At 53.3% G+C, this 12,527-nt stretch carries 10 protein-coding genes; 4 read left to right on the forward strand and 6 right to left on the reverse strand.

What is annotated here, in order from left to right; all coding sequences use genetic code 11:
* Nucleotides 1–58 precede the first annotated feature (58 nt).
* From RG807_RS16130 to typA, 4 genes are all read right to left on the reverse strand, one after another.
* Nucleotides 59–1,027: a porin gene (locus RG807_RS16130; protein WP_309045814.1), complete on the reverse strand. Its 969-nt coding sequence runs from the start codon at nt 1,025–1,027 to the stop codon at nt 59–61.
* Between the two features lie 383 nt (nt 1,028–1,410).
* Nucleotides 1,411–1,857 (reverse strand): D-aminoacyl-tRNA deacylase, encoded by a 447-nt coding sequence (gene dtd / locus RG807_RS16135; RefSeq protein WP_309045815.1) that lies wholly within the window; start codon nt 1,855–1,857, stop codon nt 1,411–1,413.
* Nucleotides 1,858–1,953: 96 nt separating this feature from the next.
* A complete protein-coding gene (pip, locus tag RG807_RS16140; RefSeq protein WP_309045816.1) occupies nt 1,954–2,916 on the reverse strand; it encodes a prolyl aminopeptidase in 963 nt (320 codons plus the stop codon).
* Nucleotides 2,917–3,054: 138 nt separating this feature from the next.
* Entirely contained in the window at nt 3,055–4,866 is a 1,812-nt protein-coding gene (gene typA / locus RG807_RS16145; RefSeq protein WP_309045817.1) for a translational GTPase TypA, read from the reverse strand.
* Nucleotides 4,867–5,470: 604 nt separating this feature from the next.
* Here typA and glnA point away from each other — a divergent pair.
* The 4 genes from glnA to glnG all read left to right on the forward strand — a co-directional run bounded on the left by glnA (nt 5,471) and on the right by glnG (nt 10,416).
* Nucleotides 5,471–6,874 carry a glutamate--ammonia ligase gene (gene glnA / locus RG807_RS16150; RefSeq protein ID WP_309045818.1) on the forward strand — a complete coding sequence of 468 codons (1,404 nt, stop codon included), beginning with the start codon at nt 5,471–5,473 and terminating at the stop codon, nt 6,872–6,874.
* 217 nt (nt 6,875–7,091) lie between these two features.
* Nucleotides 7,092–7,616, forward strand: a complete 525-nt coding sequence (locus tag RG807_RS16155) for a DUF4124 domain-containing protein (protein WP_309045819.1) — start codon at nt 7,092–7,094, stop codon at nt 7,614–7,616.
* Nucleotides 7,617–7,897: 281 nt separating this feature from the next.
* A complete protein-coding gene (glnL, locus tag RG807_RS16160; RefSeq protein WP_309045820.1) occupies nt 7,898–8,995 on the forward strand; it encodes a nitrogen regulation protein NR(II) in 1,098 nt (365 codons plus the stop codon).
* Nucleotides 8,992–10,416 (forward strand): nitrogen regulation protein NR(I), encoded by a 1,425-nt coding sequence (glnG, locus tag RG807_RS16165; protein ID WP_309045821.1) that lies wholly within the window; start codon nt 8,992–8,994, stop codon nt 10,414–10,416. Before glnL ends, glnG begins: the two co-directional genes overlap by 4 nt.
* A 66-nt stretch (nt 10,417–10,482) precedes the next feature.
* Here the strand turns inward: glnG and ssb are convergent, their stop codons facing one another.
* Both ssb and RG807_RS16175 read right to left on the reverse strand, forming a co-directional pair.
* Entirely contained in the window at nt 10,483–11,034 is a 552-nt protein-coding gene (gene ssb, locus RG807_RS16170) for a single-stranded DNA-binding protein (RefSeq protein ID WP_309045822.1), read from the reverse strand.
* 57 nt (nt 11,035–11,091) lie between these two features.
* On the reverse strand, nt 11,092–12,462 hold the full coding sequence (locus tag RG807_RS16175) for an MFS transporter (protein WP_309045823.1): 1,371 nt from the start codon (nt 12,460–12,462) through the stop codon (nt 11,092–11,094).
* Between the last annotated feature and the right edge of the window lie 65 nt (nt 12,463–12,527).

Raw genomic sequence — 12,527 nt, forward strand, 5'->3', positions numbered from 1 at the left:
CCGGCGACCTTTCGGTCGCCGGTTTTTTTCAAACTGCTTCTAGCTGACGGAAGTCAGATCAGAAGTAGTAAGTCGCACCAACTGCCAAAGCTGAGGCATCGGTATCTGTCACACCGGTATCAACGTTTGCCAACTGACCTTCAACATAAACATACATGTTGCTAGACAGGTTGTGCAGGGCTTGCGCACTGATAGTAGAACCTTCGGTTCCCGAGTCAGCGTCAACAAAGCCGTAACCCAGTGCAAAACGATTTGCACCCATGGTGTAGGTAGCCAACAGGCCAAACGCATCAGCTACATCTTTACGGGTCTGGAAAGAACCGGTCAGGCTCAGATCACCGGCAGCGTATGTTGCACGCAGACCGTAGGTGTTTTCGTTGTTAACACTTGGACCTGTGCTGCTGTATGAGTTGCCACCGTCGTTGGAGTCCATAGCAACCGCCAGCTCCAGCGAGTCTACAGAGTAAGTCGCTGCCAACTGGTACGGGTAGGACTTCTTGTTCGAGCGCGCATCGCCGTCACCGTTGATCTGCACGGCACCGCTCAGCGTCAAGCCGCCAAAGCTAGGGGAGCTGTACTGAACCAGATCGCCTTCGCCTGTATCGTGGCCGGTGTTAGTGCCAGATCCAATAGCTTCCCAGTAGTTGCTGATCTTACTAATCGCGTCTTCGTAGCGGGAATCGTCGGAACCAACCCAAATCTGGCCGAAGCTATCACCCTTGATACCAATGTAGGCCTCATCAAGAGAGCTGATGCCATTGCTGGCTGCCTTGTCGTCAGCACCAATTCCTTCCAGCTCAAGCTTGAAAAAGCCGGTAATGCCTGGAGCGACTTCGTGGTTATGGGTCACACCAAGGGTAGAACCGTTGTCCAAGTGCTCAATGCTGGAGTTGCCGCCGTCCACATCTTGGTACATGACTGCGTACTGAATATTACCGTAAACCGATGGCAGGTTGCTTTCCTGAGCCATAGCGGTGCCGGAAAAAGCGACGGCAGCAATAGCTGATGCAATGAGAGTCTTCTTCATGTTGTATGTCCTTTTGCGAGTTATTTCAGGTTTTAACAACGGGTTAATCCCGATTTCTATAAGCTGCCCCAGAAAACCGGATGGCTCTTATTTTAGGTTTGCAACATGTCAAATCTATGACAAAGAAGCAACTTTTCTTATCATAAAGATCTACGACCAGTCAGCTCTTTATGCTTCAGTCACTTATGGCACACTCTTAATGCGCCGCATGATGACTCACTTTTAATACATGAACGCTTACTTTGCAAACATTTCATGTCATTTTTTTAACTCATTTAATGCCAAAAATGCAAATCCTTATTCCATTACAACTTTGGCCTGGGCTCTTCCGCGCTTCGCGTGCGGGTAAATTAACGTTTGCCTAAACAAGTTTGCAACAACACTCAGCGGGTTGAAAGCATAAAAGTTACCGGCCCGTCATTAATCAGACTTACCTTCATATCTGCACCGAACAAACCTTCTCCAACCCTTGCTGCGCCAAGCTCCGCCCGTGCCAGATCAAGGAAGCTGGCATACTGAATTTCTGCCAAATCAGGGGCAGCAGCACATGAAAATCCAGGACGTGTACCTGAGGAGGTATCTGCAGCAAGTGTAAACTGGGGTACGACAAGCAAGGCGCCACCTGCATCTAACACACTAAGGTTCATGCGCCCCGCTTCATCAGGAAAGATGCGGTAGGTAAGTATTTTCCGAAGCAACTGTTGTGTTTCATTTTGCCCATCTCCCCGCTCCACACCTAGCAACACTAAAATACCGGTATCTATGCGCGAAATTTCACGACCGTCGACCTCGACGCTGGCGTTTAACACCCGCTGGACAAGTCCTTTCATCCGGTTTTTTTATTAACTCCGGTCAAATGAGAATTACAAACAGGCAAGAGTGTAGCCATGCTTGCGAATTCTCGCAACCCCGACTAACGGCTAGCATCAGCCGGTATTTTTATCCGCTCTTGCAATCACCTCATCAACACTCCGCAGAAGCGCATCCACAATGGCAGGCTCGGATGCTGAATGCCCGGCTTCGCGGATGATTCGCAGCTCCGCTTCGGGCCACGCATTGCTGAGGGCAAGCGCATTATCCAACGGGCACACCATGTCATAGCGGCCATGGACAATAATGGCGGGTATATCCCGAAGCTTGTGCGCATTTCTTACAATCTGGTTATCTTCCAGAAACGCAGCATTCATGAAATAGTGACACTCGATTCGCGCCAGTGCGATGGCAACATGCGGATGGCCAAAATGCTCAACAACCCGCGGATTCGGGTGTAACGTAGCGCAGCGGCCTTCCCACAAAGACCAAGCCTTCGCAGCCTGCATCTGCTCCAATTCGTTAGTGCTGGTCAGCCTACGGTAATATGCACTTACCATATCGCTGCGCTCTTCCTCAGGTATTGGGGCCTCAAATTCCTGCCAGTAGTCCGGAAACACACGGCTTGCACCGTCCTGATAGAACCAGGAAATATCCCGTGGGCGGCACAGAAAAACACCCCGGAGCACAAGCCCTATAACCCGATCAGCATGGGCTTGGGCGTACACAAGGCTGAGAGTCGAACCCCAACTCCCTCCAAACAACAGCCAGCGCTCAATCCCCAGGAATTCGCGAATGGTTTCCATATCTTGAACCAGCTTGTCGGTGCTGTTCCCCTCAAGTTCCGCCAGGGGTGTGGAGCGACCAGCTCCGCGCTGATCCACAAGAATGACCCGAAAACGCTCTGCATCAAAGAATCTGCGGTGGTAATCCTCGCACCCTCCTCCAGGGCCGCCATGAACAAAGAGAACGGGAATCCCCTCCGGATTGCCACTTTCCTCAACATACAGCTCATGGGGCTCTTCCACCGCCAGCCGGTGCTTCGCGTATGGTTTGATGTCCGGGTACAGGGTAAGCATGGGGAGCTCCGCTGATCAGTTTAGGGTCGAAGATAGTGTAGCCGAGATAAGCGGGCACCGGTTGACTTTGCATATTCCGGAGGCCAAAAAAAGGCCGGGGCTGTGTTACCAGCGCCGGCCTGATTCAGAACGTAAGCCTTACTTCTTATTCGCGCGCTTGCGCTCGTTTTCGGTAAGGTGCTTCTTACGCAGACGAATAGATTTTGGCGTTACTTCAACCAACTCATCGTCATCAATAAATTCCAGCGCCTGTTCGAGGGTAAACTTGATCGGCGGCACCAAGCCAATGACTTCGTCCTTGCCGGAGGCACGCATGTTGTCCAGCTTCTTACCCTTGGTGGGGTTAATCACCAAGTCGTTCTCGCGGCTATGTATCCCGCAAAGCTGTCCTTCATAGATATCCTGACCCGGGTCGAGGAAAAGCTTGCCACGGCTCTGGAGAGTCTCCAACGAGTAAGTCAGCGCTGTACCTGTAGCCATAGACACCAACACACCGTTCTGGCGACTTGTAACGTCACCGCTCTTGATCGGCCCGTAATGGCTGAAGGTTGAGGTAAGAATACCCGTACCGGAGGTCATGGTCAGGAAGCTGTTACGGAAGCCGATAAGCCCACGGGCAGGAATGGTGTACTCAAGGCGCATGCGGCCCTTGCCATCCGGCACCATATTGGTGAGATCGCCCTTACGCAGACCCATTTGCTCCATCAAAGAGCCCTGATGCTGCTCTTCGATATCAACAATAACATTCTCGTACGGCTCTTGCTTCTCGCCATCCACTTCCTTGATGACCACTTCCGGGCGACCCACGGCCAGCTCAAAGTTTTCGCGGCGCATGTTTTCAATCAGAACCGAAAGATGCAGTTCACCACGCCCGGATACCTTGAACTTATCTGCCGAGTCGCCTTCTTCTACACGCAGGGCAACGTTGTGCAGCAATTCCTTCTCAAGGCGATCCTTGATGTTCCGACTGGTCACAAACTTGCCTTCCTTACCGCAGAAGGGCGAGTCGTTAACCTGGAATGTCATGGATACAGTAGGCTCATCTACGGTCAACGGAGGCAGCGCCTCAACGTTGTTCATGTCACACAAGGTGTCTGAGATGTAAAGCTGATCCAGGCCACTTACGCACACAATGTCGCCAGCCTGGGCTTCTTGTACTTCCACTCGCTGCAAACCGGAATGCCCCATAATCTTGAGGATACGGCCCTGGCGCTTCTTGCCATCAGCACCAATCGCAACGACTGGCGAGTTGGTTGTAATCTTTCCACGTGCAATACGACCAATACCGATCACACCAAGAAAGCTGCTGTAATCGAGCTGGGATATCTGCATCTGAAAGGGACCTTCCGGATCAACAGACGGCGCGGGCACGTGATCAACAATTGCCTGGAATACGGCATCCATATTGTCTGCCAGATCCTCATGGTCCAGGCCGGCTACACCGTTCAGGGCGCTGGCATAAACAATCGGGAAATCCAGCTGCTCATCGGTTGCACCGAGGCTGTCAAACAGATCGAAAACCTGGTCTACAACCCAATCCGGGCGCGCGCCCGGGCGGTCAACCTTGTTCACAACCACAATTGGGCGAAGCCCGGCTGCAAAAGCCTTTTGGGTTACAAAGCGGGTCTGGGGCATGGGGCCGTCGATGGAATCTACCACCAGCAGCACGCAATCAACCATGCTCATCACTCGTTCCACTTCGCCGCCAAAATCCGCGTGCCCAGGGGTGTCAACAATATTGATGTCGTAGCCATTCCACTTAAGGGCGGTGTTTTTGGCAAGAATAGTAATGCCCCGCTCTTTTTCCTGGTCGTTGGAATCCATGACGCGCTCGTTCTCGAGCTCTTTGCGATCCAGGGTGCCGGACAGACGCAGCAGTTTGTCTACAAGCGTGGTCTTACCATGGTCAACGTGGGCGATAATGGCGATATTACGAAGTTTTTCAATCACAAATTTATTCCTGAGAAATGCACTCAATGATCCAAGAAAGCCATTCAGGGACAACCCCGCACACGCCATCTCAAATCTGTAAAATGGATTCATCCACTGCAACCTGGCGGCCCAGCGCCCTGCATGTCGTGCCCGAGCTGATAGCCTGGACCCACGCAGAGAAAATGAAGCGGCGCGCAGTATATCGAAAACACTGCACCGTTTATATGCAGAAGAACGCCTATTTCTTAATCAATTTCACGAAGCGATCCCATCGCACCAACTTGGTGCAGAATGGCGAGCCAGCCTCGCCATGCGCACCATTATGGCGCACATCATGCCCGTTAAGCCAATCGCTCCCGTCGCCGCCATCTCCGAGTACCGCCCAAAGACGCCATAAATGTTCAGATCCTGGACAACCACTCAAAACTGGCAAGAGCCTTGCTTTAATCCACCTATCAGGTTTTTTAAACCTTCTGCTCAGCGCAAATGTGAAGGTAAGAACCAACAGCTTTTGTTAAGCTGCGCAGACCTGTATACCAGACCGGAGTTAAGCCCCACAGAGCGATCCGGAACAAAGATCACGAATACGCCCGCGGTGCGGGAATACATACGGAGCACGCACATGTCCAAGACAGTTGATTTGATCAAAGAGCACGAAGTGAAGTGGGTTGATATGCGCTTCACCGACAGCCGCGGTAAAGAGCAGCACGTCACCATACCTGCAACTGAAGTCAACGAAGACTTCTTCGCCGAAGGCAAGATATTTGACGGCTCCTCCATTGCCGGCTGGAAAGGCATCAACGAATCCGACATGATCCTGATGCCGGATGACAGCAGCTCCGTACTTGACCCCTTCACCGAAGAAAGCACCGTCAACATCACCTGCGACATTGTTGAGCCTTCTACCATGCAAGGCTATGAGCGGGACCCACGCTCTGTTGCCCGCCGGGCAGAGGAATACCTGAAATCCACAGGCATCGCAGACGGCGCGCTGTTTGGCCCGGAGCCGGAATTTTTCGTTTTCGATTCGGCCAAGTGGAAAACCGATATGCAGGGCTCCATGTATTCGCTTCACTCTGAAGAAGCGGCCTGGGTTTCCGGCGACGACTTTAATGGCAACAACATCGGCCACCGCCCTGGTGTGAAAGGCGGTTATTTCCCCGTACCACCCGTCGACAGTCTGCACGACCTGCGGGGCGCAATGTGCGCAGCTATGGAATCCATGGGCCTGGTTATTGAAGTACACCACCATGAAGTGGGAACAGCTGGCCAGTGTGAAATCGGTGTTGGCCCAAACACACTGACCAAAAAAGCAGACGAAGTTCAAATTCTTAAGTACTGCGTACACAACGTTGCCCACGCCTACGGCAAAACTGCGACCTTCATGCCCAAGCCGGTAGTCGGTGATAACGGCTCAGGCATGCACGTCCACATGAGCTTGAACAAAGACGGCAAAAACCTGTTTGCAGGCGACAGCTATGCGGGCCTGAGTGAAATGGCGCTGTTCTACGTTGGCGGGATCATCAAACACGCCAAAGCCTTGAACGCGTTCACCAACCCGGCCACAAACAGCTATAAGCGCCTGGTTCCCCATTACGAAGCGCCAGTCATGCTGGCTTATTCTGCGCGCAACCGCTCTGCATCCATCCGTATTCCGTATGTCACCAGCCCGAAAGCACGCCGTGTGGAAGTGCGCTTCCCTGATCCGGCTGCCAACCCATACCTGGCGTTTGCTGCGCTGATGATGGCCGGCCTTGATGGTATCCAGAACAAGATTCACCCTGGCGACGCCATGGACAAGGATCTGTACGACCTGCCGAAAGAAGAGGCGCTAAGCATCCCCAAAGTGGCAGAGACACTGCAGGAAGCCCTGGACGCCTTGAAAGCAGACCATGAGTTCCTGACCCGTGGTGGAGTATTTACAGAAGATATGATTCAGGGCTACATTGACCTGAAGCGCGGTGAAGTTGAGCGTATCAACATGACTACTCACCCGGTTGAGTTCGAACTCTACTATTCGTGCTAAAAGTCTAACCGCAGCCCACTAAAAGCTGCACTGGCACTGAATAGTCCTAGCAAAAGCCCCGCTCTCACAAGCGGGGCTTTTTTGTAGCGAGATTTTGTGATCCTCGACACAACACCGCAGCTCTTAACGATATGTAATCATCATCTCCCCACCGCCGCATTGAAAAGGCCCGCCCGGCCATTGATAATCAGACTACATATTACTGCAGGCTGCACTTATGAAATCAACGCTTGGAATCACCGCGGGGCTGATGCTCCTGATCTCAGGGCAGGTCACCGCAGAGGTGTACCGCAACGTGGATGCGCAAGGCAATGTCACTTTCTCCGATGAGCCCTCGAAAGGTGCTGAAAAGGTCAAGGTGAAGCCAGTGACAACCATCACCCTCCCAAAACCGCAGAATGTTCAGGAAACCGACAAGCTGCGAGAAGAAGTGAAGCGGGAAGGCTCCATATACGAGAGCGTTTCTTTCACATACCCTGAAAACGACCAGGCATTCCACTCTGGCAACGGCGACGTGCAGTTCGAAATGAGCAGCTCACCCGGGCTTGCATCTGGCCACAAATATGAAGTAACTCTGGATGGTCAGCCCGTTGGCCAGAGCGCGTCTGGCTCTGTCACCGTTCGCAACGTGTTTCGCGGCACACATGAGGCCGGGATTCATATTGTGGACAGAAACGGCGTTCAGATTAAAACCGGCAGCCCTATACGCTTTACCATTCACCGCCCCTCTCTTCAGAACTGACGCGAACGCACCATTTTGGTGCGCCCGCGCAGCAATAGTGCAACAATAACGCGGATAGCAGAGACGTAATACGTCGACCTGTCCGCTCCTCTGTTGCTTTGGCCACCCCCACTCACAGGCCGCCACAGCGCCTTGGGACGCAGGTTTAAACACTCAGTCATCAACTTATCGAAATTGGTTCGATTTTTGCTGCACTCTGTTATTGCGGCCAGAAAGGGCCCAGGGAGTTACTGGCCAAGCGCCACCCCAACCTATCTTGCCTTAGCCAACAGGACGCACCCATGGAACACCTGCCAGCATCTGCAAACCAGTTCAAAAACATGCTGGACAACCTCTCCACAGCAGTCATTGTGCTGGAGCGCAATCTGACAATACGCTACCTGAACCCTGCCGCCGAAAACCTGTTTGAAACCAGCCTGACTCGTAGCGCGGGCCTTGCACTCAGTGACATCCTGCTAGGTTCGGATGAGGCCTTTAAGACCCTGCGCAAAGCAGCGATGACCAACCAATCTTACACTCGCCGGGAAACCGAATTCCTTATGGCCAGCGGCTCTCTGCGAATGGTGGACTACTCTGTATCGCCTCTGGAGCAAACACCCGCAGTATTACTGGTAGAAATTCAGCCCAGGGATCGCCTGCTGCGTATAAGTCGAGAAGAAGATCTAATCGCCCAGCAGGAAACCACTCGCATCCTGGTGCGGGGCATGGCCCATGAAATAAAGAACCCTCTTGGAGGGATTCGCGGCGCTGCACAACTGCTTGACCGGGAATTGGGCAGCGAAGACCTCCGGGAATATACCCGGGTAATCATTGATGAGGCCGACCGCTTACGCAGCTTGGTTGATCGCATGCTTGGCCCCAACAAAGCCCTGAAGCTGGCACCAATCAACATCCATGAAATCCTTGAGCGTGTACGCACTCTGCTGGAAGCTGAGAGCAAAGGCGGAGTAGTATTCCAACGAGATTACGACCCTAGCCTGCCCGAACTTTCCGGGGACAAAGAGCTGCTGATTCAGGCGTTTCTCAACATTGCCCGCAATGCCATGGAAGCGGTATTTGAAAGCCCTGCCAAACACTTTGGCGATGACAAAACTCCCACCATTACGTTTCGCACGCGCGCCCTTAGACAGGTGTCCATTGGCCCCAACCGCCACCGCCTTGCGTGCCGGGTAGACATCATCGACAACGGACCGGGGATTGCGCCCGAGCTGCGCCAGAATATTTTCTATCCGATGATCAGCGGTCGCGCCAATGGCACTGGGCTCGGGCTATCCATTACACAAAGTATTATCGGCCAACACCATGGGCTGGTTGAGTGCGAGAGTGAGCCGGGCCAGACTGACTTCATTATCTTCCTGCCTCTGGAGAGCACCACATGAACCAGAAATCCGCCAAGGTCTGGATCGTCGATGACGATCGGAGCATTCGCTGGGTGCTGGAGCGCGCCCTCGTCCAAGCTGGATTGCAGCCCACCGTTTTCGAGAGCGGCGAGACCATCATGAAGCGGCTGGAGCAGGAGCAGCCCGACGCCATTATCAGCGACATCCGCATGCCCGGCATAGACGGCATCGCGCTGCTGTTACGAATTACGGAAGCTTATCCGGACATACCCGTTATCATCATGACGGCTCACTCTGACCTGGAAAGCGCGGTCACCAGCTATCAGACCGGGGCTTTCGAGTACCTCCCAAAGCCCTTTGACGTGGACGATGCCGTTGCACTGGCAATGCGAGCTGTGGCTCACAGCCATGAACGGCGAGCGGACTCAAAACCAAAAACAGAAGCCCTTCAACACAGCACAGAAATCATCGGTGAAGCCCCTGCCATGCAGGAAGTTTTTCGTGCTATAGGTCGGCTCTCACACTCCAACATCACTGTTCTGATCAATGGTGAAAGCGGAACAGGCAAAGAGCTGGTTGCTCAAGCCCTGCACAACCACAGCCCAAGGGCACAGCTTCCTTTCATTGCCCTGAATATGGCGGCGATTCCCAGAGACCTTATAGAATCTGAACTCTTCGGCCATGAGAAAGGCGCCTTCACCGGCGCCTCGGCTATACGTCAAGGGCGATTCGAGCAGGCTAACGGCGGCACACTGTTTCTTGATGAAATTGGCGATATGCCTGGCGACACGCAAACCCGCCTACTACGAGTTCTGGCTGACGGCGAGTTTTATCGGGTTGGGGGTACCACACCCGTCAAGGTAGATGTGCGCATCATCGCCGCCACCCACCAGAATCTGGAGAAACTCGTAGAGTCGGGGGAATTCCGGGAAGACCTCTTCCATCGACTGAACGTTATTCGCGTGCACCTACCGAAACTGGCCGAGCGCCGCGAAGATATCCACCGGCTTATGCAGCATTTTTTGCAGCGGGCCGCTAATGAACTGAAGGTTGAACCAAAAATTCTGCGGCCAGAAACACAGAGTTACCTCACCACCTTGCCTTGGCCCGGTAACGTACGACAGCTTGAGAATGTTTGCCGGTGGCTAACGGTGATGGCCAGTGGGCGCGAGGTGCATATTAATGATCTGCCTCCCGAACTGCGCCACCAGGGCGAGCAGCCCATGGCTGGTGCTACTTGGCAGGAAGGACTAAAGAACTGGGCTCATCAGGAACTGAGACGAGGAGAAACAGCCATTCTCGAATCCGCCATGCCGGAATTTGAAAAAATCATGATCGAGACAGCGCTGGAATACACAGGCGGAAAGCGTCGGGACGCCTCGGTCCTCCTTGGCTGGGGACGAAATACCCTGACTCGTAAAATCAATGAGCTGGGCATGGATCGCACCGAAGAAGACTAGACTTACAAAAACTAAAAACGGCTACCTGAGTAGCCGTTTCTCTTTACAAAGCAAAACTACTGGAAGCTAGAACGGGATATCATCGTCAAAATCATCTACCGGCTCTGGCATACTGCTGCCCTGTGCTGGCTGGCCCTGGTTTTGACCCTGATTATAACCTTGGTTATAGGCACCGGACTGCGGGGGGGTATTCTGGGCCTGCGCAGCAGGTGCTGATTGCTGCTGAGGGCGCCCGGCAGGTGCCCCTTGGCTCATACCACCTTCGCCACCACTACGACTATCCAGCATCTGCATCTGACCATTAATGTCGACGACCACCTCAGTGGTGTAAACATCCTGGCCTTCCTTGTTCTGCCATTTGCGCGTCTGCAGCTTGCCTTCGATATAGACTTTGGAGCCTTTCCGCAGGTACTGCCCGGCAATTTCGGCAATTTTTCCAAACATGACAATGCGGTGCCATTCGGTTTTTGGGACCATCTGACCTGTCTGGCGATCCTTGTAGCTCTCATCCGTCGCAAGAGTCAGGTTCACCACGGCGTTGCCGTTCGGGGTGTAACGAGTATCCGGATCCTGCCCGAGATTCCCGATAAGAATAACTTTGTTTACGCCTCTTGCCATGTTCTGCTCCTGATTCTGTTTTCAGCGACACTCGCACTCCTTGCGAGCCTCCGGATTTCAAGAATTATTACCCTGCCGGACGAATGGAAAATCCGCAAGTAATGTCTCATCAAAGTGCTGTCGGTCCACCTTAAGATAGGCCGTGGCAGCATTCTCAATAATGACCACATCCTGCACACCGGGTAGGCGGCGCAGACTGCCATCAACAACGTCGTACTGGTCGCCGACCATATCCCGCAACTGTACCACGAAACCTGAGGTGTGACCCGGCGCAGGCATGGTCAAAGCGACCAGTAACCATAGCCCCAAAATGGCCACCATAAACCAGACAACCCCTTCAATTCCAACCTGCTGCAGCAGGTAGCCACCAAAGGCTCCACCCATGAAGGCGCCCAAAAACTGAGAGGTAGAATACACGCCCATAGCCGTTCCCTTGCTGGCCGCCGGCGCTTCTTTACTGATCAGCGAAGGTAGGCTTGCCTCCAACAAATTAAAGGCCATAAAAAAGAAAAACATCACAACCCAGGCGAAGACAAGGCCAGCAGACACTTTGGAAAGCCCCGCCGTCGCCACGACAAGGAGCGCAATAGCGCCACAGAGCACAGGCTTCATCATGCGCTTTTTCTCGCCAATAATGATAAAGGGCACCATGGCAAAAAATGAGGTGATCATCACACTCAGGTAAAACCACCAATGTGAGCCGCTGGCAAGCCCAAGCTGATTCTGCAACACCGAAGGAAAAACCAAAAACAACGAAGTAAGCACCAGGTGCAGAGCGAAAATACCGAAATCGAGCCGTAGAAGGCGCTTATCAGACAAAACCCGCCCCAACATGGCTTTCGCGGGATGAGTATCAGCACTGACCTTGTGTTGATGGGGTGTAGGCACCACGCGACTCACAATAAGCAGAGCTACCATGGCCAACGCAGCGGTGGCGTAGAAAATTCCCGACAGCCCCCAAACGGAACCCAGCAAGGGGCCAACTACTAGAGAAACAGAAAATGACAGGCCAATTGAGATGCCAACCGTGGCCATGGCTTTGGTTCGTTGCTCTTCTCGGGTAAGGTCACTGAGCAGTGCCATGAGAACACTGGCAATAGCCCCGGCGCCCTGAAGAATCCGCCCAGCAATAACAACGTATATTGAATCTGCGGAACCTGCCAGTATGCTGCCAGCCGCGAACAGAAGCAGTCCGATATAGATCATGCGCTTGCGGCCCACACGATCTGAAAGCAGACCAAATGGAATCTGCAGCAGGGCCTGGCTCAGCCCATAAGCGCCGATGGCAAAGCCTAACAGTGCAGGAGTGGCGCCCTCCAGGCCGTCACCCAGCAACATAAACACGGGCATGATCATGAACAACCCGAGCATGCGCACGGCATACACTGACGCCAGCGCAAATACGGAGCGTTTTTCCAGCGAATTCATGGCAGTAGGCTCCCCCCTCTGGGCTTCAAGCATAATCATGCAAAAGAACATATTTTTCGCAGGCG

It is taken from the genome of Marinobacter sediminicola, from assembly GCF_031157525.1.
Classification (GTDB): domain Bacteria; phylum Pseudomonadota; class Gammaproteobacteria; order Pseudomonadales; family Oleiphilaceae; genus Marinobacter; species Marinobacter sediminicola.